Here is a 25,092-nt window from a genome sequence, read left to right as displayed (position 1 = left end):
ACCTTTATCCCGTATTAAAGGTCTGTAATACCCCCATTGAATGAATTTCACTTTTTTTAATCCATCACCAGAGCTAAATTTTTGGCCGGGATGTAATTGATTAATTAGGTTAATTTTGCCATTATAGGAGAAATAATAATTTTTCTATATATTTAGCGGGAATGGAGGAATAAAATATTTATTCTTTCGCCTATATCCTTGTATTCATCCCCTACCGAAAAATATAGTGGGGGCTGGTGAACAGTAATATACCGATCGGGAAGGGAATCGATATTTCTTGTAGAATAGGTAATATAACGGAAAGGAGAAAGAAAAAATGACAAATACAGTATTATCTTTTAGTGGTGGGAAAGATTCTATGTTTGCCCTGCACCGGATGATAGAACAAGGGATTACGGTCGTTTGCCTTATGACGACTGTGTGGAACGAGAGCGGGGAAACAGTTGCTCACGGCGAGAAATTAAAGCGGCTGGAAGATCAGGCGGCACGTTTAAATATACCAATCGAATGGGTCGTTACCGATTTTGAAAATTACACCACAGATTATAAACGAAGACTTGAAGAAATAAAGGAAACGTATCAGTTGGACGGAATTGCTTTTGGTGATATTTATCTGGAAGGGCACCGTAAGTGGGGGGAAGAACTTGCACAATCGGTAAATCTCGAAGCAATCTATCCGTTATGGACGAAGAAGGAGCGTTCGATTGATTTGCTCCATGACTTTGTAAAGACCGGCTATAAAAGTGAAATCATAAAGCTGGATGAAGAAAAGCTTCCAAAAGATTGGCTTGGAAGAGAGATAGATCAACATTTTATCGAGGACATTGTGAAGCTTGATGTTTGTCCACTTGGTGAATCGGGCGAGTACCATACGTACGTATATGACGGTCCGTTATTTCAAAAGAACAAATTTCAGTCTTAAGGCTGAGAAGTGTTCCTGCTAAGGAGTGTATTCGTAGATGTTTTCTTATCTTACAATACATGTAAATGATACGAAAAGGGGATGGAAGGATGGAGCCGATTGTCGAGGTACATAATCTCCATAAACAATACAAGAAGCGGAAGACAAATGAATTCACCCAAGCGGTGTCAGATGTTTCCTTTGCCGTGTATCCTGGTGAAATACTTGGGTTGCTTGGTCCGAACGGGGCGGGGAAGACGACAACGATTAAAATGATTTGTGGTCTGCTGCGTCAGGATGAAGGGACGATTACCATCAAGGGAATTGATAACAAAAAGAAACGGCTGAAAGCTCTCCGGCATATTAGTGCTGTGCTCGAAGGAAACCGTAATTTGTATTGGCGCTTGACGGTAAGAGAGAATCTGGAATACTTTGCAGGGAACCGGGGAAAGAGTAAACGGGAAGTACGGGAAAAAATTGAGAGATTCTTGCGTGACTTCCATCTGAAAGAGAAGGAACATGAACTCGTCAATAGATTGTCCCGCGGCATGCAGCAAAAGCTGGCGATTGCAGTGGCGATGCTTGCTGATACGGAGGTCATTTTACTTGATGAGCCTACCCTTGGAATCGATATAGAAACAAGCTATGAGGTCCGGGAAATTTTAAAACAGATTGTGAAGGATGCTAAGAAAACGATTATTATCAGTTCCCACGATATGGATGTGATCCAGGATATTTGTGAACGCACGGTTATTATCAATCAAGGACAAATTGTCATTGATGAAAAAATCGATAATTTATTAAAACTTTTTGCCGTGAGAAACTATAAGCTCACATTAGGCGCACCACTTACTACAGAACAGCAACGTCTTTTACGTGAGAAATTCCCAGCTTATCAATATGAAGAAACAGACCATTTACAAGCAGTCATTGAAGTGGATTTAGCAGGGAATGAGGAGTTCTATGATCTATTTGATCTATTAAAGCTGGCGAAAACACCGGTGGAGTCCATTGACAGGGAAATGGTGAACTTCGAGCAGATCTTTATGAAAATAGTAAAGGGGGAAGGCGGAAATGGCTTGGCTCAACCTTCTTAAGGCAAATTTGAAAAAAGAGTATCTGGAATTAAAACGTTATTTACCAAATACAATTGCGATGATTTTAACCTTTTACATTATTTTTCTAGGTTTGTTCGGAGTGATCCAGATGGTTGGCGATCCGACAACCCAGGATGCGAATACGCAATATGTAATTGTGAATTACATTTTTTGGTTTTTAACAATTACAATTATCAATAGTATCGGATACGAAGTCATTAATGAGGCAATGCGGGGAACGCTGGAGCAGCTATCGATGTCGCCAATGGGGATCTGGCGAATAATGGCAGCACGGCTCCTATCGACGACGGTCATCAATTTAACGATTGTTATTGCTTTGCTTTACGTGTCGATGGCAACTGCCGGTCAATGGTTGAATATAGATGTAGTAACACTGGTGCCGATTATGCTGCTCACCCTTGTTGGTATGTTTGGCATCAGTTTCATCATCGCAGGTATTTCCATTATATTGAAGCAGGTGCAAGCATTTTTGCAAATTCTGCAGTTCATCTTAATGGCACTCGCCTTTATCCCGTTATCCTTGTCACCAATCATCCAGTTCCTGCCATTTGTTAAAGGGTTCGATATGGTCCGGGAAGTGATGATTCATGGTGTCAGCCTCAGTCAATTTGCCATGAATGATTTCCTTGTTCTGCTTGCAAGTGCCTTGTTCTATTTCGCTCTTGGACTTGGCGTATTCATTTATTGTGAAAGAGTGGCAATGGAAAAAGGATTACTTGCCCATTATTGAATCATGATTTGGCGAAACGGGCGAACATATATATTTTCCTGAAAGCTGGGTACTTGCTTATACACTCTGCCGGCTACTGTCATAGGTTAGTAGTGAATCTATAACAGAAAGGGGATTAAATCATGTGGCATCATCACGGGCAGCATTGTGGCTGTCATGCATGTAAAACGATTGTATATCCAACAAAGCATAACTGTGTCAACAAATTCTCTGAGAGTACAGTAAACCATGTGCATCCATCGCACACCACTGTTATGAAGCATCATCTTGTGAAAAATAAGCATTTTTATCCGCATTCAACTTCCGTGCAAAACACTTGCAACAGTGTAGACCAATTCGGCGGAGCTTTCGAAACCCCACCAAGACCAAATCAAGTAGCGGGTGCGTATAGTCCTCCGGGAGGCCCAGGTGGGTATGGCATGGGACCTGGATATGGCATGGGTCCTGGTGCAGGACCAGGCCAGGTCATGGGGGCAACTCAGCCGGGTTATGGAATGCATCAGGGTCATCATTGGCATAAGCACGGTAAGTGGTGTTAAGATAGTAGCGAAGTCAGGCTGGAACTTAATCGTTTCAGCCTATTTTTAATTAGTGGACTATGTAATAAGAGGTGAGTAAATGAAAGTATTACATGTAAGTGGCTATAAATCACTTGAAATGGGAATTTTTAAAGAGAATGATCCGAAAGTTCATATTATCAAAGCAGCGATAAGGAAGAGAATTATCGGATTTATCGAAGAGGGACTGAAATGGGTGATCGTATCCGGTCAGATGGGGGTGGAGCTCTGGACAGTTGAAGTTGTGCTTGATTTAAAAGAAGAGGAGTATGAAGTTCAGCTGGCGATTTTCCCTGCTTTTGAAAATCAGGACAAGCGCTGGCCTGAAATGCTTCAGGAGAAATATCAGGAAATGGTGATGACAGCAGACTTTTATAAGCCGTTATATGTTGGCGACTACAAAGGTCCTTACCAATTCCGAGCACGGGATGCATGGTTTGTTGAGAAAAGTGATGCGAGCCTTTTGCTGATGGATGAAGAGTACCCTGGGAGCGTCCGTTATTTTTATGAGGCGGCAAAGAAAACAAACGAAGATTATCCGATTTATTTCATTACACCGATGGATCTTGATGACATTGTAGAAGAAATTCAAATGACTGACCCGGATTACTGGATTAACTTGCAAAACAATCAAGGATTGAAATAGATGGAACAGAGCTGGAGAAATAAGTATAATAATAGAGAGGGGGTAAGCTTGTGAATGTTTTGGCATCGTTATTAAATTTGTTTGTATTTGTTGTCCCATTTATTATTTTATACTTTGTTATCGCTGCTGGGGTGAAGAAAGGAATTGAGGCCTCAACAGTCGGCCAGGCCATACTTGAAGAGCATCACGAACGGAAAGCGAAACGGAAATGAAGAAGAACGAGGAAATTAATGGCAAGGTGAGTAGGATGGACTTAACAATTCGGAAGATGAAGAGAAAAGATATTCCGGCAATCCAGGATATTGCTAAAATCAGCTGGAATTCTACTTATACAGGAATTATTCCGTCACAAATTCAGGAAAGTTTCTTGAATCAGGCTTACAGCGTGAAGATGTTGAAGAAGCAGCGGAGAAATTCGAACTTTTATGTAGCATTGATCAATCAAGAACTGATTGGGTTTGCTAATTATTCGCAAGTATATTCAGATGACAGCGTTCACTTACACGCGATCTATCTACATCCGGAATACCAGGGAAAGGGAATCGGCAGTGCCCTATTAGAGATTGGGAGCGATCAATTAGCTGCGGAAAAGATTTCCCTTCATGTGGAACGTCAGAACATAAAAGCAATCCAGTTCTACAAACGGAAAGGATTTTATAAGATTTCTGAATTTGATGATGAATTAGAAGGACATACTATACATACAATTCGAATGGTATGGAATATACATGAATAAATACTGCTAATTGCTTATATTCAGCAGCGAAAATAACTTCGCCGTTTCTTTTTTTAGAGCCATGATAGCGATTCGGTTGCTCGGTTAACGGATGCGCATCCTAGGGATAAAAGTAATCCAATTTGAGTAATGAAAAATAGTTAGCAAGGTTGATTATAAAGGAGGAGTAAGCAGATGACCTATCAAACAGATATTGAAATTGCGGAATCTGTTGAAATGGAGCCGATAACGAAAATTGCCGATCAAGCAGGGTTTGACAAGAGTGATATTGAATTGTATGGGAAGTATAAGGCGAAAGTAAATTTTACCGCTTTACAAAAAATGCGCGAAGCTCCCGACGGCAAGCTCATTCTTGTGTCGGCAATCAACCCGACGGCCGCAGGTGAAGGAAAGACGACGACTGTAGTTGGTCTCGGTGACGGCTTAAAGCGAATCGGTAAAAAAGCAATGCTCGCTTTAAGGGAACCATCACTTGGTCCGGTTTTCGGAATAAAGGGCGGTGCTGCCGGTGGTGGATATGCGCAAGTTGTGCCGATGCAAGATATAAATCTGCATTTTACAGGAGACTTTCACGCAATCGGAGCTGCTAATAATCTCCTTGCTGCACTTATCGACAACCACATCCATCAAGGAAATAAATTGAATATTGATACCCGGAAAATCACTTGGAAGCGTGTAGTCGATATGAATGATAGACAACTCCGCCATATCGTGAATGGTCTGGGTGGGGAGAAGAATGGGGTGCCACGGGAAGATGGGTTCGATATTACAGTCGCTTCCGAAATTATGGCTATCCTTTGTCTTTCCAATGATCTAAACGAACTAAAGGAAAAACTAAGAGAAATTATTATCGGTTACAATTACGATGATGAACCGGTGAAAGCTGGCGAACTCAAGGCTCACGGAGCGATGGCTGCCTTACTTAAGGATGCATTAAAGCCGAATCTTGTGCAAACCTTGGAAAAAACACCAGCCCTTATCCATGGTGGACCGTTTGCAAATATTGCCCATGGCTGTAATAGTATTATGGCGACAAAACTTGCATTGAAATATGCGGATTATACGGTGACCGAGGCTGGATTCGGGGCGGACCTGGGTGCAGAGAAATTTATTGATATTAAAAGCCGGATGGCTAATATCGCACCTGATGCGGCTGTAATTGTGGCAACTGTCCGCGCCTTGAAACTGCACGGAGGAATAGCTGCCTCTGATTTGAATGAAGAAAATATTCAAGCAGTTGAAGAAGGTCTGCCTAATTTGCTTAAGCATATTGAAAACATGCAGGATGTTTTCGGTATTCCTTCCGTTGTCGCGATTAATAAATTCCCGACAGATACAGAGGAAGAACTTCATGTGATAAGGAAAAAATGTGAAGAAATCGGTGTGAATGTAGTTCTTTCCGATGTCTGGGCAAAAGGCGGAAAAGGGGCGGAAGACCTTGCTCGGGAAGTCGTAAAGCTTTGTGAAACGGAGAGCACCTTGCGTCATCCATATAGTCTGGAAGATCCCATCCCAACAAAGATTGAAAAGCTTGTGCAGAAAGTGTACGGTGGAAGGGGAATTGAGATTTCAGCGGAGGCGGAGCGGGAGATTACAAGGCTTGTTAAGCTTGGGTATGATAAGCTCCCGATTTGTGTGGCAAAGACACAGTACTCTTTATCAGATGACCCTGCATTACGAGGGGCGCCGAAGGATTTTCATATTACTATCCAACAAGTGAAAGTATCTGCGGGAGCGGGCTTCCTTGTTGTCTTGACGGGAAGAGTCATGACAATGCCGGGCTTGCCGAAGATCCCGGCAGCTGAAAACATTGATGTTACTCCGGAAGGGAAAATTGTTGGTTTATTTTAATGATAAAGAGGGGGCGAGATGTTGGATAAGCTCAATTTAAGGAATCTTGCAAAGGATAGATTAACGAACCTCAGCAGCGTGGAAAGAGCGGAAATTGAGGAGAAAATAGTTCAAAATCTCACTTCCTCTGAACTTTGGAATCAGGCCAGTACCGTCGGGGTCACGGTTTCCGGTGGTTTGGAATGGGATACGGAACCCCTGATTAGAAAGGGATGGCAAGAAGGAAAAACAGTCACGGTTCCGAAGTGTGTCCCTGAGGAGAGAAGGCTTGATTTTTATCAGCTTGATGATTTTGAACAATTGGAAGCAAGTTACTTCAATCTCCGTGAACCGAATCCGCATGAGACAGTAAAGGTGGAAAAGCGGGAAATTGATCTACTTATCGTTCCGGGCCTTATATTTGATAAGCGCGGCTATCGGGTTGGATTTGGTGGGGGATATTATGACCGTTTCCTTACAGATTTCCCTAACCGAACCGTTTCGGTACTATATTCAGGCCAATTAGTGGAGGAAGTACCAGCTGAGCCATTTGATATCCCCGTCGATTATCTGGTTACGGAGAATGGTTTTTTATAATAAATCGACAAAAACAATCGCACCGCCCTTCCCAGAGCACCGTGCGATTGTTTTATCACGTATTAACGGTCTGTAATACCCCCCTCTAAACATGAGGGAAGCCCAATATGTGAAGGGAGGGGATAAACAGTCCGTAAATACCTGATTCTGTTCAACTAACATTCAGTGGGGGGAAGGATACCCCACTGAATGAAGTTTCACTTTATCACGTATTAACGGTCTGTAATACCCCCCCTCTAAACATGAGGGAAGCCCAATATGTGAAGGAGGGGTAAACAATCCGTAAATACCTGATTCTGTTCAACTAACATTCAGTGGGGGGTAAGGGAACCCCACTGAATGAGTTGCACTTTATTATTTCTTACCTTCTATATTCTTTTTCCACATTATCTCCATATTCAATTTCCAAATCGACTTTGGCAGCATCTTCTGGGATGTTGAAAGCTTGGAGCACTTCGTTGATCACTTCTTCATCTGGTGTATTTTCATCAAACTGGAAGGAAGTGAAGATGTTGTCAAGCTCTTCCATTGCTTCGTTTCCACGTAAATTGATGTTTTCAGGTTTGTTCTCATAAGATGCTTCGGTTTCATTCTCATCTATGTCCACTTCATAATCAACATCGATTGCATCGTCGTTATTTTCAATATCAACTTCTAAATCGAAACTCGTAAAGACGTAATCATTTGAGAAATCGGCCTGATCACTGTCTCCCTTCGTTTGGTTATTATTGGCTCCGTTGTTATCATCTGTTTGATTATCATCATTTATGTCTCCACCAGCTGCACCATCATTTGGTTCTTCCGTTGTTGTATCGTTATTCGGTGTTTCTGTCGCTTTATTACTATTCCCACAAGCTGCAAGAACAGCGGATAGCAGCAGAATCAAAAATAATGTCATTATTTTCTTCATAGAGGCTTGACTCCTTTTCATCGTGATATCTATTAACTTATCCAAAAATGGGAAGAACTAAACTAACTACTTCAATACAGCGTAAGTTTTTAAGAAAGTAAAAAGGGTTAGTGGTCGTTAAGATTGTTTCTAAAGAAAAATAATGCTAAAATATAAAGTTACGTGTAGCTATTCGTATGAGGAAAGAAGGAATAAATATATGGGAGAAAATTTAACAAAGGATCAAAGTGTCCAAAATTTCAATCGTGTACCATTGGTTATTGTGCTTATTTCTGGTGCCTTTGTAGCAATTTTAAACCAGACATTACTTGGAACGGCATTACCTAAAATAATGGTTGATCTCGATTTGACGGAGAATACTGTTCAGTGGTTGCAATCCGTTTTCATGCTTGTAAATGGGATTATGATTCCGATTACTGCGTTTCTTATCGGACGGTTTACAACCCGCAGTTTATTTTTAACAGCGATGAGTTTATTCTCATTAGGGACATTAACAGCTGCAATATCAGGAAGCTTTGAAGTACTGTTGTTAGGGAGGATTTTACAAGCAGCAGGTGCTGGAATTATGATGCCGCTTATGCAGACGATTCTCATGCTTATCTTCCCGATTGAAAAACGGGGAACAGCAATGGGAATGTTCGGGCTTGTTATTGCGTTTGCACCGGCAATCGGACCATCTCTTTCCGGCTATATTGTAGAAGCAGCATCCTGGCGTTGGCTGTTCTGGATGATTCTTCCAATCGCAATAGTTGACATCATTCTCGCATATTTTATATTAAAAAATGTAACGAAGCAGACGAAGCCCAAGTTGGATGTGCTTTCGATTATTCTGTCGACATTCGGTTTCGGAGGAATTCTTTATGCATTCAGTATTGCTGGAAGTGCCGGATGGGGAAGCATGGAAGTCCTGATTGGCTTTGGAGTAGGGATTACCACGCTCGCTTGGTTCATTACCCGTCAGTTCAAGTTAGATCAACCGATTTTAGAATTCCGGGTAATGAAATATAAAATGTTTACTCTTTCGACAATCCTCGGGATGATTACGTTCATCGCAGTAATCGGAGCAGCAATTGTATTACCATTATATATGCAGACGATGCTCGGATTTACGGCGTTTGAATCAGGACTTGCTCTCCTTGCTGGAGCGGTCATTCAAGGGTTGTTAAATCCGATTACAGGTCGGCTGTTTGACAGATACGGAGCAAGATGGCTGGCGATTTCAGGGATGGTCATCTTAACTGTTTCGACATTTATGTTTGCAGTTTTAACACCAGAAACGTCATTTACGTACATTGCGGTCACGCATGCTTTACGTATGGTTGGTATTTCGATGGTGATGATGCCAGTCACAACGGCTGGACTTAACGTATTGCCTACGGACCTTATATCCCACGGAACGGCAGTTAATAATACACTCCGTCAGGTATCAGGTTCAATAGGAACAGCACTTCCGGTAACGATTATGACAACATTCACGATACCCGAAGAGGGGATTGAAGGAATGATTCATGGGGTAAATATCTCCTTTATCTTCTCAGGAATTATATCCTTAATCGGCCTTATCATGTCGTTCTATATTAAAGATCGGAGAGTATAAAATGCAAAGGCGAAAGCGCCCGTTTAGCAACGTACAAACTGGAGCACTCCGGAATGAGATAAAGGAAACACAACGAACGGCAGTGAGTTGATGTTGACTTATCGATTGGAGGAGTGTGAAGTTTGATAGTTGTTGGGCGCTGGAGCCGGACGTGGCTAGCCCTAGATACCCATGTTATCACAGCATTTTTATTTTATAGTTTCTTATACAAATAAAAAGACTGAGTTGAAATGTTAACTTCAACTCAGTCTTTTTATTATTCTTCATCCCGTGTTACTACATCAACTTTACCTGTGTCAGGGTCAATGACGAGGCCGTGCACTTTGATACCTTCAGGCAGTAAGGGATGATTACGGATAATTTCTGTACTTTGCATTACTGATTCTTCTACCGTCGTAAAACCGTGAAATTCTTCTTCTAAATGGATACCGCTATGTTCTAACGTTTGAATACGATCTTCACTAATTCCGCGATCAATCATACTTTGTTTTAACGCCTCAATATTTACATCAGACATGCCACAGTCATGGTGCCCGATGACGATTACTTCCTCCGCTTTTAATTTATAAATAGCAACGAGAATACTCTTTGTAATGCTATCGAAGGGTTTACGGATAATTGCGCCGGCATTTTTAACGATTTTCGCATCACCGTTCTCCAAGTTAAGTGCCCGGTGTAAAAGCTCTAGTAACCTTGATTCCATGCAAGTGAAAATAACCATCTTCTTGTTCGGGAATGTATCTGTCCGGTAAGGCTCATAACTTTTTTCTTCTACAAATTTTTTATTGAAATCAAGTAAATCTTGTAAACTCATATACCATTCTCCTTCACTCTAAAATTCTTTCTTTAAAATATATCATATTTTTGGAGAAAAGAAATAAAAATGAAGGATGAAGGTGAAGGTTAAAAGCTTAACGATTGATGAATCCGTTCGTCGATTCCAACTTACCCTTGATTTGTTTCGCATTTATATCGGCTCCAGCAAGCCATTTCTTGAAATCAAAAATAAGTGGCAAGCGATCATGGCCAAAGGAGATCCAAGCTTGCATATGCACTGGTAAATAGGCTGCTGTATGAATCGTCCCTGCCCAAGCGCCGTAATTCTTCGAGAAAACCCCTTTATCGGCATCATTTAATATGCGAAACGCATCATATACATTGTCGATATTTGCTTGTTGATCGACCATTGCTTCGTAACGGCGCAAGGAATCGTCCATCCGGTAACGATTCTCCTTTGTTAATTTCTCGAAGTGGTTCGTACAGATTGTACCTTCCCTTGTTACGACTTCATTTGAAGAAGCTTCAACGACGAGTGTTTTTCCGGTTGCGTCGACGAGGGAATAACTGAAGGAGTGACGGTGGGGAATTTCCTTTAGCAGTTCAATTGCTTCATCAACGGTTGCGCAATTTTCCAGTACGAGTCTGCCAATCATATTGCAAACAAATCCATCATCTGAGCGGAGGCGATTAATAAAGTTATAGCCCATGGCGAGTCCTTTTTCATTCAGACCATCCGTCCGGCCAGTAATTTGCATGGATGGACCAATCGTTGCATATCCGCCATCAGTTGGTGCATAAAGGACGTAACGCCCTTCATAGGTGATGGGGTCATTGTCATAGTTTCGGATCATAAACTGATTACCAGTCAATATTGAGCAGCCGCTCTTCCCGTATTCAAAATAATAACCGCCAAACTCTCGGAGGGCCTCTTCAGTAGATAGTTCCAGGGCATCGGCAAGCCCGAGTAATTCATTCCAGATGCCGGGACTAAAATATTGGATGATTGGCCTGATTTTTTCTTCATCCACGATATAATGGTGTTTTGACCGGCTTTTCAATTGTCTTCTGCGGGCTTTTAAAATGGGAGAGTCCTGTAATTCTTTTCCTTGAAATCGACCAAAATCATCATGGCTTCCCCGAAATTGAATGACATCGCTAACTACCTGTCTCACGTTATCCCTCCATTCTGATGGTTGTGTGTAGTATACATGAAGCATACTAGAAGCAAGGGAAATAAGAAAATGAATTGCATTTTTAGTACCAGTGTAGTTATTGTAAGAATGTCTAATTGTTTGGTAAGATAAAGAGACGGAAGGGAGAGAAGTCCATGGGCCGGAAAATCCTTGTTGCTTATGATACGTCTCTATTAAGTAGAAAAGCAATTGATGAAGCAAAAACCCAAGCGAAATTAGTTGAAGATTCCCATCTTTATATTGTGACGGTAGTAACCCCGGGGATTACGAGTAATAGCACGGCTGCAAGTGGTAATTTATCGATGAATGATGCCGAGCTCATCTATCCGAAACTGGAAGAAATAAAAAAAGAGTTACAAGGTAACGGATTTAATGTGCACACCGAAATCATAACCGATTTTTCCCAACGAAATCCGGGAGTTGCAATCTGTGATTATGTAGAAGAACATGCGATTGATATGGTAGTTGTTGGTCATCGTGGACTCAGCAATTTAAAAAGACTCTTCCTCGGGAGCGTCAGCAGCACGATTGTACAACGAGCAGCAAGTAAAGTTTTAGTAATTAAATAGGAAAGAGGTAGAGTAATGGATATCCAATATGAAATCATTGAAAATATTGTCGTCCTATCCGAATCACCAAAAGGCTGGACGAAAGAGCTCAATCTCGTCAGCTGGAATGGAAGGGATCCGAAATATGATCTTAGAGACTGGGCCCCAGATCACAAAAAAATGGGCAAAGGCATCACATTGACAAAAGAAGAAGTACTTAAACTAAAAGAAAGCTTGGGAAGTTTCAACTGAATAATAACTGAATATACGCTGCCTGAACAGTGGATTCCGTTCATACAGGGTAAGTCCTTTTGCTCTTTCACTAATTAAGGCGCTCTAATCGCCGTTCAGTTGCCCGGTGGACGGATGCTTTCCCAATTAAGTAAGATAAACATGTGAATGGGAGAAAAAACCCCAGTTGTTTTCCCATTAAAGTAAGAAGAACATGCTGATGGGAAAATAACCCTCAGTTGTTTCCTCATAAAGCTAGATGAAACACTAATGGAAAGATAAAACTGAAGTTGAACATGCGAATGGGATAAGAATATGAAATAGTGTTCTAAATTAGGCCTTTCCTCAGAGCAGTACAGACACCTCGAGACTCCTGCGGGAGGCCGGCTAAGTACGGTCACGTCCTGTGACCAATGCCGGCATTAGAACCTCCTGTTCGTCGATAGGCCTAGGTGAGCCTCTTCGCGGGCTTGCCCGCGAAGAGGCTCACCAGCCGCTCAGCAGGTGCGAGAGGTGTCTGGACTGCGGACCTCCAGAAGAAAGTTGCACTTAAGCTTTATGAAAGTAAGCACAAAAAGGGATGGACAGAAAATGTTCATCCTTTTTGTAATTTCGACAGCTTTGTTAACGTAGGGTCTCTTGTTTTACTGTGGGGTGATGAATCGGTTATACTTATGTGAAAGACTTCACTTCTTAGTAGGAGGAACAATACATGCACAGTTGGAAGGATCTGGCACAAGACCATAGAGGCAGACTGATTCTGATGATTTTATTTTCACTGCTTAGTGGGATCAGTATTATTGCTCAAGCCTACTTGCTTGTGTATATCGTAAATGAAGCATTTTTACAAGGAACAGCTTTTGCTGACCTTTTACCATATCTTGCCTTATTACTTGCAGCATTGCTCGGACGAACTTTATTTAATTATGGAAATGGAAAAACGGGGGTCCGTCTTGCAGCAATTGTAAAGCAAGGACTGAGAAGCCAGCTGCTTCGTAAATATTCTAAGACGAATATGCAAGCAGCGATGTACGGAAGGTCCGGCGAGAAAGTGAGTGTCATGATGGATACGGTAGATGAAATAGACGATTATTATAGTAGCTACATCCCCCAAGTTATCCAGTCTATTATCATTCCCATCATGCTACTTATTACGATTTTTGCCGAACATTTCACGACTGGAATCATCATTATAATTACCGCACCATTCATCCCGATTTTTATGGTAATTATCGGTTTTAATACGAAGGATAAATCGGAGGAACAGCTCGATAAAATGGCGGCATTCTCAGGAAAGTTCCTTGATACACTGCAAGGACTGACGACTCTTAAGTTATATGGTCGCTCAAAAGAACAAAAAGCAGAAATAGAGGAAAGCAGTCTGAACTTTCGGGATGCTACGATGGTTGTTCTCAAAACGGCTTTCGCGAACTCGTTCGCACTGGAATTCATTTCGATGCTTAGTATGGGATTGATCGCACTTGAAGTTGCATTCCGTTTGATCATTTTCCAAAACATTAGTTTTTTCACCGGTTTTCTTATGCTTTTGCTTGCACCGGAATTTTACAATAAGTTAAAGGAACTTGGAAATGCTTTTCATACTGGAAGAGGCAGTAGTGGTGCTTTCAACAAGTTGCAGAAGGAACTCGACACACCGGACATGCCGGTGGAATGGGGGAGTAATGTATTTGAGGTAAGAAAACCGCCTGCCATTGAATTAAAGGATGTTTGCTTCCGTTATGAAGAGAATGGTTTTACTTTAAATCATATTTCGGTAGAGATTTCTCCTTATGAACAAATCGCCATTATTGGTAAAACTGGTTCAGGAAAATCCACTTTGCTGCATGTTATCGCAGGTCTCGTTGCTAATACAGAGGGGGAGATTCTCGTTAATGGAAAACCTCTCTCAGAGTATGAAGAAAAGGCATGGTTTAACGAAATAAGCTATATTTCCCAGCATCCATATTTATTCTCTGGAACAATTGCGGATAATATAGCTATTGGCGGGAGAGGGGAGAGAGCGAGAGTAGAAATTGAGGCGGCAGGTGAAAAAGCTGGAATATCAGAGCTCGTTGCCTCTTTGGAAAAAGGATATGACACTCCGGTCGGTGAAGCGGGACGCGGACTGTCCGGTGGAGAGAAACAGCGGGTCGCCCTTGCAAGGGCTTTTCTGAAGCGGCCTTCCATTATCCTATTTGACGAACCTACTGTAGGACTCGACTTACGAACCGAACGGATATTACAACAATCGATTGAAGAATTGGCGAAGCATGCAACCATTATTACGGTAGCGCATCGCCTGCACACGATTAAACATGCGGACAAGATTGTCTTGCTTGATTCCGGAAAGATCGTGGCAAAAGGGAAGCACGAAGAATTGTTAAGAACGAATCCGGATTATCGTTCTATGGTCTCAGCAGAGCAAGGAGGTGAGCGGAAGTGAGGGATTTAACAACAGTGATCCATCTATTATTTAAAGAGAAAAAAGACATTATCCTCTCGATTATATGTGGATTTATCGGTGGGATTACCGCTGTCGGATTGTTTTCAGCGAGTGGGTATTTAATTTCCCAAGCAGCACTCGCTCCGCCAATCTATACCTTGATGGTGCTTGTCGGTACGGTAAAACTCTTTGGAATCATCTCCGCCATTAGCCGCTACGGAGAACGTTATTACTCGCACCGTGGCACGTTTACGATGCTTAGTAATTTACGGGTATCTTTTTATGAAAGATTAGAGCCGCTTGCTCCACAGATTTTCCAGAAGTTCCGGAGCGGGGACTTGCTTGCCCGTATTGTCGGGGATGTGGAAACATTACAGAACTTCTTCTTGCGGGTCTTTTATCCGCCAATTGTACTATTTCTTGTGTTCTTCTGTACGATATTTTTCACGGCATATTTTTCTACTACGCATGCCATTATTATTTTTGTCGGGTTTCTTCTAACGACGGTGCTTGTCCCAGTGTATTTCGCTATCAGGCAGCGTCGGGTCGACCAGGGATTAAGAGAGGAACGCGGAAAATTATCAACAGAAGTGACAGAGCTCTTCTACGGTTTCCGTGATTTGAAAATATATCAGCGGCTGGAAGAAAAAGAGGAAGCACTTGAGCAAATGGCTGAAACCTATGTTCGGGAACAGGAGAAAGCGGGTGTCCATCATCTTTACAGTGAATCATTAAATACATTTGTATCACTGATCATCTCGGTCGTTGTGCTTGGAATGGGTGCTTATTTAATCGCAGCAGGCAGCTTGAATGGAGTTTTCTTAGCGATGCTGTTAATGATTTCTTTAACTGTCTTTGAAGACACGACATCGATGGCGATTTTCCCTAGTCATCTCGAGGATAATAGAAGAGCGGCAGCTAGATTATCAGCAGTAGTTGGTAGTGAACCAGTTGAAGTAGAAGAGAAGGAAGACCTAATCTTGACTTCTTCCCCAGCTATAACGTTTAATGATGTATCATTTACTTATTCAGAAGAAGAAAGACAAACTTTGAATGATGTTCAGCTCTATTTTCCGGCAGGTTCGAAAACGGCAATCGTTGGCCCGAGTGGTTCTGGGAAATCAACCATTCTTAGCTTGTTGCTAAATTTTAATTCTGCAGATTCAGGAGAAATTCTGATTAACGGAGAAGAGATTAGCGGGCTGAATCAAGAAAGCATTTGGAAATATGCAAATGTCGTCCTTCAGGAAAACCATTTCTTCTTTGGGACAATCCGAGATAATCTGAAAATCGCTGCGGATGAAGTATCGGATGAGCATTTGCTGAAAGTATTGGAAAAAGTTGAATTAAGCCAGTTCAAACTGGACGATGCGGTGCTTGAAAAAGGTGCCAATCTATCGGGAGGGGAAAAACAGCGGCTGGCGCTTGCCCGTACAATGCTTAAGAACTCCTATCTCTGGCTACTTGACGAACCAACGTCATCAATGGATTCCCTTACGAGTTTTAATATTTATCAGGAATTATTTGAACTAGCGAAACATGATACACTTATCCTCATTAGCCATCGCTTGAATGGACTGGAAACAATGGATCAAATTGTCGTTATGGAAGAGGGCAAAGTTGTTGAAGTCGGCAGTTATGAACAATTGTTGGAAATGCAAGGTTATTTTTACGAACTGAAACAAATTGAACAAAGCGTTTTTCACGCATAATAAAAAAGTGATTGCTCTTTTGGGCAATCACTTTTTTAATATCACGTATTAACGGTCTGTAATACCCCCACCTCTAAATATGAGGGTAGCCCTACATGTGAAGATGGGGGATATACAGTCCGTAAAACCCTGATTCTGTTCAACTAACATTCAGTGGGGGAGGCAAGGAAAGCCCCACTGACTGAAGTTTCACTTTATGAATAAACCAAGAACACTCGTAACTTCAGTCATAAGAGGTTCAATTTTCCTTATCTCCAAAAGCATCATCTTTGTCGGCAACAATAAAAGCGAGGATGATGGCTATGATAATCACTAATCCTGGAGCAACAAACATTAGAAAATCATTAAACATTTCGTTCACTCCTTCTTACCTTGGATATATTCCTCATCAAACAAGAACAGTTTTAATAATAAATAGATCGACGGGATCAGTAATGCGAGCCCGAGTACGAAGACGATAACAAGCGAAATAGCCATTGCTTGGTTGGTGAAGCCTTCATGAATCGTCAAGTGCGGGTAAAGCAGGTAAGGATAATGGGCAATACCGTATGCGAAAAATGCAAATGCAAATTGACCGACTAACAACCACAACGCAGCTGTATAACTTCTTTTTCTCCAAATGAACCACGTAGTCAATGCCCACAGCACAAAGGAAACGGCAAACATCCACCATAGGTTCAGCAGATTTTCGAACAACATGTAGTTATGGTAGCGGAGTTCAATAATAATCCCCGAAGCTGCTACGATTAATGGGATAGCCCAAATTAACGCATATCTGCGCATCAAGTCTCTCGCATCAGCATCTTGCGCTTTATCTGCATACCATGTTAGGAATACTGCAGAAATGTATAATACAGCTATAATGGCAAGAACGACGATGGACCAGGATAATGGACTCGTAAATAATGCAAAATAGTCAAGCTGTGGAGTTCCATTTTCAATGGTTACAAATCCACCTTGAGCAATTGCAAGCACAACCGATAAAGCTGGCGGAATAAGCAATCCTGCAATACCGTACATGGTGGCATACCCTTTATGACCGGCTCGATACGATTCAAAGGCATAGTAGGAACCGCGGATTGCCATCAAGATCAAAGCGATACTGCCTGGAATTAGTAAGATTGTTCCGAAGTAAGTCGCCGTTTTCGGGAAAAATCCAACAATCCCAATATAGAAAAATACAAAGAACACGTTCGTCACGGACCATACTGGTGATAGGTACCGCTGAATAACCTTTGATAGGATTTTCTCTTTACCAATCAATATACTATAAGCATTGAAGAATCCAGCACCAAAGTCAATGGAAGCGAGGATGACATATCCAAATAAGAAGGTCCACAGTACGGAAATCCCTAATATTTCTAAACTCATTACTGCTCACCACCTTGTGTAGATTGAACTTTCGCTAATTCTTTTTCGAGCGGGTTATTTGCAAACATTTTACGTAGAATAACAATTGTTCCAATTCCCAAGATAAGGTAAAGAAGAGCGAATAGCACAAACATTAATCCAACATAATCACTTGTCGTGGCAGCCTCGCTGACTGTCATAATACCGCGCATGATCCACGGCTGACGGCCGAATTCCGCGAGCCACCAACCAGATTCAATAGCTAACATGGATAGTGGACCGCCTAAAACAATGAGCCAGCGGAACCAGTTTGATTCAACAAATGTGTATCTCATCCGTGATCCAAGCCAATATAAGAAGGATATTGCAATCATCACCATACCAATCGTAATCATAGTGTCGAAGTAATAATGCACTTCAAGCGGTGGTTGTTCCTCTGCAGGGAATTCATCGAGACCAATCACTTCAGAAGATGGACTTCCAAAGGCGAGAATACTTAAAACGTAAGGAAGTTTAATTGCATATTTTGGTTCTTGATTTTCATCGAGTACTCCGTATAACAGAAGTGGAGCACCTTCTCCCGTTTCAAAATGCCATTCGGCAGCTGCAAGTTTTTCTGGTTGGTATTCTGCCAGGTATTTACCAGAGAAGTCACCAATCAATGCTACTGCAACAGCAAAAATTAACCCGATTTTCATCGTCATATGCAATGCTTTTTTATGATACGTATGCTTCGAACCTTTAATTAGTTTAAATGCAGCTATTGCCGCTAATATAAAGGCAGCCGTCATATAGGACGCGGCAAGCACGTGAGCAATCTTCGTAGGTGATGCCAGGTTAAACATGGCAAGGACTGGGTTAACATTAACGAGTGTTCCATTTACAATATCAAACCCTTGCGGCGCGTTCATAAAGCCGTTCACTGTTGTAATGAAAAACGCTGACATCCCAGCACCGATGGCAACAGGTATCAATAGAAGAAAATGAGTCTTCTTATTTTTAAATCGGTTGCCGGTATATAAATAAATACCAAGGAATATAGCTTCAAAGAAAAAGGCGAAAACTTCCATGAATAAAGGTAAAGCAATGATATTACCTGCAAGTTCCATAAAGTTTGGCCACAATAAGGCAAGCTGTAGACTGATGATCGTTCCAGTAACTACACCTACAGCAACTGTAATTACATATCCTCTAGCCCAGCGTCTAGCCATAAGGATATAGTGGTCATCGTTCTTTTTAATTCCAAGCCACTGTGCAATCATAATAAAAAGTGGTATCCCAACACCGATAGTTGCATAAATAATATGAAACGATAATGTTAGCAGTGTCAGCATCCTGCTCGCAAATACAGGATCATGAAACATAAGCTTTTCCCTTCCTCTCTTTATAAGTTCGTGTACTATTGAACATAAGGAAAAACAGTTTTTACTTATGTTCGATAGTAAAAACTAGTTTCGTCTCTCTATTGTAGCTTATAAACGACGCGAAAGACCCATCTACTTATGACAATTTTTCAAAAACCCGTTACTTTATTTTGCACAAAGCAACGGGAATTATTATCATTACTTTATTTTGTAGAAATTGGCAACGTGAAGGTGAAATTCTCTTCCGCTGTCAGCTCTCCATCTTTATAGGTTCGTTCACTAAATACAACATCATACTCCCGGTTAATCAGAACGACCGTTGCTGAGCGAGTACCGTAGTTAGGCGTTTTAATAAAGGATGCGGATAATTTTCGTTCAAGTTCTAATCCTATACCCGTATTCGGCAGCATTGAATCAGGAGCTTCTTCTTCATTTTCGAGAATATGGAATAAATCGTCTGTTTTTACATGGTCGGTTTGACGTAGATAATCGTCCAACCTTGTTCTTCCTTTAACGACTTTCGGCCACGGTGTGTTTAGTGTTGCGTTGCTTAAACTATGTGGCCCTGCTGGCACTTCAGTAATCGTATTGTCTGCATTATTATAATGAAAGAGTCCGCTTGTATCACCAACGAGAATGTTGAATCCGGCATAGGCATCTCGCTCGTTACGGATTTTTTCAAGGAATTGGTTAGGAGAAGTGGTTGTCGATAGAAATTCATGCACAATATGCCCTCGTGACTTTTTATCTTTCCCTTCAAGGGAGAAATCACGAATATTTGTGAGAGCAGCAAATCGTCCTTCTTTCGTAATGCCAAGCCAAGTCCCTTGCTGGAGCATATCACGTCCGGCGAGAAGAAAAGGTGCATCAGGCCAATAGTGAGCTTTCTCTGTAGGTCTGTCGTAGAATTCATCCCGATTTGCGGCAACAATTAATTTATAATTCGGATGGTCTTGTAAATGAAAATGAATTAAACACACTACTAATCACCTCCTAACTATATATTATACGCCCGGCCATTCCCGTCCACCAATTTAAAGCTTTGCAATCGTCACGCATCCGACAAACAAAGTGGAGTGTCAATGATGAGCCAAATGTTATTATGATAATAATTGATTTCAACACGGAGATAGAAGGCATCATTTATGTGGAAAGTTCATTGAAAGAGTGAACAACCACTATATTTACAAATCGTTGATGAACTAGAGAGGAAGATTTCATATGGTGAATTCCCTTGAGGAAAAATTACCTTTTGAAAGAAAATGAGCTGAACAATTGAAGGTCAATCGAAGTGCCGTTGTTTTAGCTTATGATGAGGATACTTACAAATGAAGAAAGATGTATTATAATTGTAATTACGATGATAAACTAAGGTCAAAGTGTAGTATTTTCAATTCGTTTGTGTTGTAATAGAAGAAGGTAATTCCTTAAATATTCAGTGGTCTATTGGATATATTTCAACTGACGGAGGAGGGCTTCTTGTGGAATTAAAGATGGAATGGGAAGGGAAAAGAGCTTTTAACGGTGTAACTCCCTCAGGATATCCATTCATTACAGATGGATTGCCAGAGTTTGGTGGAGAGGGGCGCGGACCGACTCCAATGGAAATGTTGCTCGGAACGGTGATTGGTTGCACCGGAATTGATATTATTTCGATTTTAGAGAAAATGAAACTTGCACCAAAGGCCTTCCATGTTCAGGCAAAGGGAGACAGGTCTCAAAGTCATCCGCGTCGTTATAAGGATATACATCTGCATTACACAGTGAACGGTGACATCCCGGAAGATAAATTATACCGGGCGATTGAGTTATCGTTAAATAAATATTGCTCCGTTGTTTATTCATTAAACGCGGAAATTACAGCAAGTTATTCATTGAATGGAGGAGACCAGGTCACAATGGACCTTGATTAAGGGGGAAAATGATGCTTGATTTTAATGCTTTTACAGTTGGTTTGATTATAGTCGTTTGTGTTATTGCAACGGTTCTGACATATAGGGTTTTAAAAGAAGAAGAACACAAGCAAAAGGCATACAAAGAAAGTGGTCAAACGATTGAAGACGAACTGCAGCGATCTTTGGAATATGAAACATCTTCTTGGAGCAGTAATGTACCTATTATGTCTTGGATATATATCGTTGCAACAGTTCTCTCGATTATCGCATTTGTTATTTATATGGCTTAATGGGACAGTATGGTTGCTGTCTCATTTTTCAGTGTATAAGAAACTAATATTCAGTGGGAGTGGTAAGGAAACCCCCACTGAATGAGTTTCACTTTATTAATAGTCTAGGAGAATAGGAATGTATCAGAATTCAGAACGATTTTTGACTGCCTTTAATCGAATCGAGAAGAAGTTACGGGCAATTATTAATAATGGACGGAATATTGGTTTTTCCAAAATGGTACATATGTTGAAGAATAGAAATGCGATTGTTGGAAGATATAGTGATGATCTGCTTGAATTTGCAGAATTACGAAATGCGATTGTTCATAATAAAGTCGATATGGCTCATGTAATAGCAGAACCGCATGAGTCTACAGTAAAGCGGGTGGAACGAATTGAAAAAGAATTGCTCCAACCAAGGATCGTGTCACCGAAGTTTATTAAAGAGGTCATTTCATTTCAGCATGACGAACCATTAACCAATCTACTTGCACTTATTCATGAAAAGAAAATATCAAAGTTTCCGGTTTATGATCATCAGGAATTCAAGGGGCTGATCAGTCAACGGGCGATCACTTTTTGGCTCGCCGGCAATATGTACGCAGCAAATAAAATGCCAATGGAAGTGACAGCGGGGGAAGTCCTCGAATATGAAACGAATGATAATTACCGCTTTATTGCAAAGAATACATCTGTACTAGAAGCGATCGATATTTTCAAAAAACAATTTGGCAGAGGGAATCGCCTGGAAGCCTTACTCATTACGGAAAGTGGTAAGGAAACGGAGCCCTTGATTGGAATCATTACGAACCTAGATATTATTGGACTCAGACAGCCAAATTAACAATAGTAAACTTTTACCATTGCGTTTTTTTAAGATAAGGTATAGAATATGATTACAAGCTACAATGTTCGTATGGAATTAAGTTTTAACCTCTAAATAATGAATAGGGAGTTTTATATCGAAGTTGGAATGTCGGGCCGTCTTTGAACGGAAGACAAGAAGGCTTCTGCAAACACCCACTTGAACAAAGTGAGTGGTTTAAAACTTTTTATTTCAGAAATACGGCAATTGTGGCTGTACCTACATATTATAAAAGGCTGATTTCCTTACTGGAGATTAGCCTTTTTTTGTTTGTTCGTACTGACGTTGCGAAGACAATCACATACTTAGCTTGTAAGGACGCTAACACTTTGATCGTGGTTAAAATGCTCATTCCGATCCATAGACAGAACGGATCTCACCACCTATAATCGAGATATAGAAAAAAGAGCGTTTTACAGATGTTGGGAGTGGGATTATGGGTGGTTTTTTAATATTTTACATCATATTTATTGTGCTTGCCTTAAGTACCGGAATTATCTTTTGGGTAAGGTATCAGTACCGGATACTCTCGGTATTATCGCTTATCTTTGCATTGCTGGCACCTCTTCTACTCCTGTTGACGGTTGCGCAGCGGGAAAAGAAAGAAGCCGGTGCATTTAGTTACTTAATGGAACAGGTAGGGGCTGGAAACACTTGGGCCCGGATTACGTTCATTATTCATATTTATCTTGTTGGTTGGATGTTATTTCTAACCGTTCGCCTGATCATTTACCTTGTGCAATCACCAGATGTTAGAGTGAAATATAAAAAACTACTAGAACAGATCCATAAATTAAAGCGGAAGAAGGAGGAAGGGACATGACGCTTCATTAGTAAATTCGTCGTGTTCTTATTTTTTCTTGCAATGTTTCTGTCTTTTGCATATAATAACAGTAATTCGAAAAAGCAAATAATAGCGATGAAGAGGGAAAAGTAGGATAGTCGATTTTTGGATAGAGAGCTTCGGCTGGTGAAAAGAAGCAAAATTGACGTCACGAACAATGGCCTCCGAGCTGCAGACTGAACGGAATCTAGTAGGTTGTGCCGAGTTGGCGACTCGTTATCAAAACTAAAGTATAGATGTTGTACTTAATGAGGCTGTAAGTGTGAACTTACAGTGAAATAAGGTGGTACCACGAATTGTAAACCCGCGTCCTTATCAATTATGATATTGACGTGGGTTTTTTATGTTTTGCGAAGAAGGGGAGGATTTAGTTGAATAAACATATCGTTCTACAAACAGATTTCGGATTACATGATGGGGCAGTTAGTGCAATGAACGGGGTTGCTTTTTCCGTTGATTCAACACTTAGGATATCTAATTTAACACATGAAATCCCGCAATATAATATTTGGGAAGCATCGTATCGTTTATACCAAACGGTTGCTTACTGGCCAGAAGAGACCGTGTTTATTTCCGTTGTCGACCCTGGTGTCGGAACGGAACGTTTAAGCATTGTGGCGAAAACAAAGGACGGGCATTATATCGTAACACCGAATAATGGGACACTTACCCATCTTGCACATAGCACGGGGATTGTTGCGGCTCGCGTCATTGATGAAAATATAAATCGCCTCCCCCGATCTGGTGAATCGTATACATTCCATGGCCGTGATGTATATGCCTTTACGGGAGCAAGACTTGCGGCTGGTGTAATTAGTTTTGAGGAAGTCGGTCCGGAACTCTCACTTGACGATGTGATAAAGCTAAGAATCCCTGAAGCGACATATTCAAACGGTATTATTCATGGAAATATTGATATTCTCGATAGCCGTTTTGGTAACTTATGGACGAATATCAATCGCGAACTTTTTAAAAAAGCAGGCATTGAGTATGGAGACGCGGTTGAAGTGACGATTGTGCATAACTCGACAAAAGTATATAAAAATTTAATTACTTTTGATCGATCATTTGCAGACAGGCGCCTTGGTGAGCCCTTATTATTTGTGAATTCCATTGATAATCTGGGAATAGCGATCAATCAGGGGTCCTTTGCCGATGCGTATCATATCCGTTCTGGGGTGAATTGGACGATTATAATTGGGAAATAAACGCATTTCTTTTTTTAAAGGTGTGAGACGATGAGGGTATTTTGGATTCGAATCATTAGCTTTAGCATATTATGGCTATATGAAATTAGCTTTAACAGTACGTTTCAAGCAGTTTCGATTATTGCATTTGCTGTTACACTCGGGATTTATTTTCTGCTAACGATTCCTCGTTTTCTAATCTGGAAATACACTGCCCTGTTAATAATTCTTACCGCTCATGGATATTTTTTCACCGAGGAAGCGATAGCAACAGCATTGTTACTCTTGTATATTGTGTTGGATGCAGCTTTTCGCCTGGAAAAGCAGAATCAGATCATCCTCTTTATTCAAGCGGGTCTGCTTCTCCTTTTACTAGGATTACCAGATGAATTGACGGTTGAGCGAGTCGTTCTTTATCTATTCGTTGGTATTCTTTGCTTTATTGTCAACCAGATGTGTGTTGAGAGAAGGGAGCAACAGGAGATCTATGAAGAGCTCCTCGGTGAGTATCGCACAATGAAGCGCTTTCATATAAATGCAGAGAATAATGCCAGATTAGAGGAAAGGACAAGGATTGCAAGGGACCTCCATGATTCGGTCGGACACCGCTTGACTGCATTGATCATGAGTCTAGAAATGTTATCGATTCAGCAAAAGGACACTGCATATGATGAATTGAAACAGTTGGCAAAAGAAAGTTTGGAAGATACCCGTTTAGCGGTAAGAGCTTTACAAACGGAGCATTCCTGTAATGAAGAAATTTGAGGTTTGAACAAAAAAGAGCCT

At 41.1% G+C, this 25,092-nt stretch carries 27 protein-coding genes, 1 other RNA gene and 1 other annotated feature; of the genes, 21 read left to right on the top strand and 7 right to left on the bottom strand.

Going from position 1 to position 25,092, the window contains the following annotated elements; genetic code table 11:
- The first annotated feature begins 316 nt into the window (after positions 1 to 316).
- The 9 genes from IEX94_RS02855 (at position 317) to IEX94_RS02815 (ending at position 7,115) form a co-directional block, all read left to right on the top strand.
- Positions 317 to 922, top strand: a complete 606-nt coding sequence (locus IEX94_RS02855) for a Dph6-related ATP pyrophosphatase (RefSeq protein WP_188855938.1) — start codon at positions 317 to 319, stop codon at positions 920 to 922.
- A gap of 89 nt (positions 923 to 1,011) precedes the next feature.
- On the top strand, positions 1,012 to 1,998 hold the full coding sequence (locus tag IEX94_RS02850; RefSeq protein WP_188855937.1) for an ABC transporter ATP-binding protein: 987 nt from the start codon (positions 1,012 to 1,014) through the stop codon (positions 1,996 to 1,998).
- Entirely contained in the window at positions 1,976 to 2,749 is a 774-nt protein-coding gene (locus tag IEX94_RS02845) for an ABC transporter permease (protein ID WP_156854759.1), read from the top strand. Before IEX94_RS02850 ends, IEX94_RS02845 begins: the two co-directional genes overlap by 23 nt.
- A gap of 122 nt (positions 2,750 to 2,871) precedes the next feature.
- Positions 2,872 to 3,288: a spore coat protein gene (locus tag IEX94_RS02840; protein WP_188855936.1), complete on the top strand. Its 417-nt coding sequence runs from the start codon at positions 2,872 to 2,874 to the stop codon at positions 3,286 to 3,288.
- A gap of 79 nt (positions 3,289 to 3,367) precedes the next feature.
- Complete coding sequence (locus tag IEX94_RS02835; protein ID WP_188855935.1) at positions 3,368 to 3,952, top strand: SLOG family protein; 585 nt, start codon at positions 3,368 to 3,370, stop codon at positions 3,950 to 3,952.
- Between the two features lie 50 nt (positions 3,953 to 4,002).
- The gene (locus tag IEX94_RS02830; protein ID WP_156854753.1) at positions 4,003 to 4,164 is read left to right on the top strand and encodes a hypothetical protein; all 162 of its coding nucleotides are present in this window, start codon (positions 4,003 to 4,005) and stop codon (positions 4,162 to 4,164) included.
- A 35-nt stretch (positions 4,165 to 4,199) separates the two neighbouring features.
- Entirely contained in the window at positions 4,200 to 4,688 is a 489-nt protein-coding gene (locus tag IEX94_RS02825) for a GNAT family N-acetyltransferase (RefSeq protein WP_156855009.1), read from the top strand.
- 174 nt (positions 4,689 to 4,862) lie between these two features.
- Positions 4,863 to 6,539 (top strand): formate--tetrahydrofolate ligase, encoded by a 1,677-nt coding sequence (locus IEX94_RS02820; RefSeq protein ID WP_156854751.1) that lies wholly within the window; start codon positions 4,863 to 4,865, stop codon positions 6,537 to 6,539.
- Positions 6,540 to 6,557: 18 nt separating this feature from the next.
- Positions 6,558 to 7,115, top strand: coding sequence for a 5-formyltetrahydrofolate cyclo-ligase (locus IEX94_RS02815; RefSeq protein ID WP_188855934.1), 558 nt, complete (start codon positions 6,558 to 6,560; stop codon positions 7,113 to 7,115).
- Between the two features lie 361 nt (positions 7,116 to 7,476).
- On the opposite strand, the gene IEX94_RS02810 is transcribed toward IEX94_RS02815, so the two are convergent.
- Positions 7,477 to 8,025: a YusW family protein gene (locus tag IEX94_RS02810; protein WP_156854747.1), complete on the bottom strand. Its 549-nt coding sequence runs from the start codon at positions 8,023 to 8,025 to the stop codon at positions 7,477 to 7,479.
- Positions 8,026 to 8,224: 199 nt separating this feature from the next.
- Between IEX94_RS02810 and IEX94_RS02805 the strand changes: the two genes are divergently transcribed.
- Complete coding sequence (locus IEX94_RS02805; RefSeq protein ID WP_156854745.1) at positions 8,225 to 9,622, top strand: MDR family MFS transporter; 1,398 nt, start codon at positions 8,225 to 8,227, stop codon at positions 9,620 to 9,622.
- 256 nt (positions 9,623 to 9,878) lie between these two features.
- On the opposite strand, the gene IEX94_RS02800 is transcribed toward IEX94_RS02805, so the two are convergent.
- Positions 9,879 to 10,436, bottom strand: a complete 558-nt coding sequence (locus tag IEX94_RS02800) for a beta-class carbonic anhydrase (RefSeq protein WP_156854743.1) — start codon at positions 10,434 to 10,436, stop codon at positions 9,879 to 9,881.
- Between the two features lie 97 nt (positions 10,437 to 10,533).
- Positions 10,534 to 11,574 (bottom strand): C45 family autoproteolytic acyltransferase/hydrolase, encoded by a 1,041-nt coding sequence (locus IEX94_RS02795; RefSeq protein ID WP_156854741.1) that lies wholly within the window; start codon positions 11,572 to 11,574, stop codon positions 10,534 to 10,536.
- Between the two features lie 155 nt (positions 11,575 to 11,729).
- On the opposite strand from IEX94_RS02795, the gene IEX94_RS02790 reads away from it, so the two are divergent.
- From IEX94_RS02790 to cydC, 4 genes are all read left to right on the top strand, one after another.
- The gene (locus IEX94_RS02790; RefSeq protein ID WP_188855933.1) at positions 11,730 to 12,164 is read left to right on the top strand and encodes a universal stress protein; all 435 of its coding nucleotides are present in this window, start codon (positions 11,730 to 11,732) and stop codon (positions 12,162 to 12,164) included.
- A 15-nt stretch (positions 12,165 to 12,179) separates the two neighbouring features.
- Entirely contained in the window at positions 12,180 to 12,395 is a 216-nt protein-coding gene (locus IEX94_RS02785; protein WP_156854737.1) for a YdbC family protein, read from the top strand.
- A gap of 691 nt (positions 12,396 to 13,086) precedes the next feature.
- Positions 13,087 to 14,817 (top strand): thiol reductant ABC exporter subunit CydD, encoded by a 1,731-nt coding sequence (cydD, locus tag IEX94_RS02780; RefSeq protein ID WP_188855932.1) that lies wholly within the window; start codon positions 13,087 to 13,089, stop codon positions 14,815 to 14,817.
- Positions 14,814 to 16,529 carry a thiol reductant ABC exporter subunit CydC gene (cydC, locus tag IEX94_RS02775; protein ID WP_156854733.1) on the top strand — a complete coding sequence of 572 codons (1,716 nt, stop codon included), beginning with the start codon at positions 14,814 to 14,816 and terminating at the stop codon, positions 16,527 to 16,529. Before cydD ends, cydC begins: the two co-directional genes overlap by 4 nt.
- Before the next feature lie 238 nt (positions 16,530 to 16,767).
- Here the strand turns inward: cydC and cydS are convergent, their stop codons facing one another.
- From cydS to IEX94_RS02760, 4 genes are all read right to left on the bottom strand, one after another.
- Positions 16,768 to 16,881, bottom strand: coding sequence for a cytochrome bd oxidase small subunit CydS family protein (gene cydS / locus IEX94_RS20215; protein WP_373290785.1), 114 nt, complete (start codon positions 16,879 to 16,881; stop codon positions 16,768 to 16,770).
- Between the two features lie 5 nt (positions 16,882 to 16,886).
- A complete protein-coding gene (locus IEX94_RS02770) occupies positions 16,887 to 17,900 on the bottom strand; it encodes a cytochrome d ubiquinol oxidase subunit II (protein ID WP_156854731.1) in 1,014 nt (337 codons plus the stop codon).
- The gene (locus IEX94_RS02765) at positions 17,900 to 19,243 is read right to left on the bottom strand and encodes a cytochrome ubiquinol oxidase subunit I (protein ID WP_156854729.1); all 1,344 of its coding nucleotides are present in this window, start codon (positions 19,241 to 19,243) and stop codon (positions 17,900 to 17,902) included. The genes IEX94_RS02770 and IEX94_RS02765 overlap by 1 nt, the downstream gene beginning before the upstream one ends.
- 203 nt (positions 19,244 to 19,446) lie before the next feature.
- Entirely contained in the window at positions 19,447 to 20,223 is a 777-nt protein-coding gene (locus tag IEX94_RS02760; RefSeq protein ID WP_156854727.1) for an NRDE family protein, read from the bottom strand.
- A 501-nt stretch (positions 20,224 to 20,724) separates the two neighbouring features.
- Here IEX94_RS02760 and IEX94_RS02755 point away from each other — a divergent pair.
- From IEX94_RS02755 to IEX94_RS02725, 7 genes are all read left to right on the top strand, one after another.
- A complete protein-coding gene (locus IEX94_RS02755; protein WP_229782535.1) occupies positions 20,725 to 21,156 on the top strand; it encodes an OsmC family protein in 432 nt (143 codons plus the stop codon).
- A gap of 11 nt (positions 21,157 to 21,167) precedes the next feature.
- Positions 21,168 to 21,428, top strand: a complete 261-nt coding sequence (locus tag IEX94_RS02750) for a hypothetical protein (RefSeq protein ID WP_156854723.1) — start codon at positions 21,168 to 21,170, stop codon at positions 21,426 to 21,428.
- Between the two features lie 118 nt (positions 21,429 to 21,546).
- Entirely contained in the window at positions 21,547 to 22,254 is a 708-nt protein-coding gene (locus IEX94_RS02745; protein ID WP_188855931.1) for a CBS domain-containing protein, read from the top strand.
- 53 nt (positions 22,255 to 22,307) lie between these two features.
- Positions 22,308 to 22,495: non-coding RNA, 6S RNA (gene ssrS, locus IEX94_RS02740), on the top strand.
- Between the two features lie 216 nt (positions 22,496 to 22,711).
- On the top strand, positions 22,712 to 23,098 hold the full coding sequence (locus IEX94_RS02735) for a hypothetical protein (RefSeq protein WP_156854719.1): 387 nt from the start codon (positions 22,712 to 22,714) through the stop codon (positions 23,096 to 23,098).
- 87 nt (positions 23,099 to 23,185) lie between these two features.
- Positions 23,186 to 23,436 (top strand) — a binding site (T-box leader).
- A 54-nt stretch (positions 23,437 to 23,490) separates the two neighbouring features.
- Positions 23,491 to 24,327, top strand: coding sequence for an SAM hydrolase/SAM-dependent halogenase family protein (locus tag IEX94_RS02730; protein WP_188855930.1), 837 nt, complete (start codon positions 23,491 to 23,493; stop codon positions 24,325 to 24,327).
- Positions 24,328 to 24,357: 30 nt separating this feature from the next.
- The gene (locus IEX94_RS02725; protein WP_188855929.1) at positions 24,358 to 25,071 is read left to right on the top strand and encodes a sensor histidine kinase; all 714 of its coding nucleotides are present in this window, start codon (positions 24,358 to 24,360) and stop codon (positions 25,069 to 25,071) included.
- The last annotated feature ends 21 nt before the right edge of the window (positions 25,072 to 25,092 follow it).

It is taken from the genome of Oceanobacillus indicireducens, assembly GCF_014647195.1.
GTDB classification, from domain to species: domain Bacteria; phylum Bacillota; class Bacilli; order Bacillales; family Amphibacillaceae; genus Oceanobacillus; species Oceanobacillus indicireducens.
This window is presented reverse-complemented; position numbering and strand designations above follow the sequence as displayed.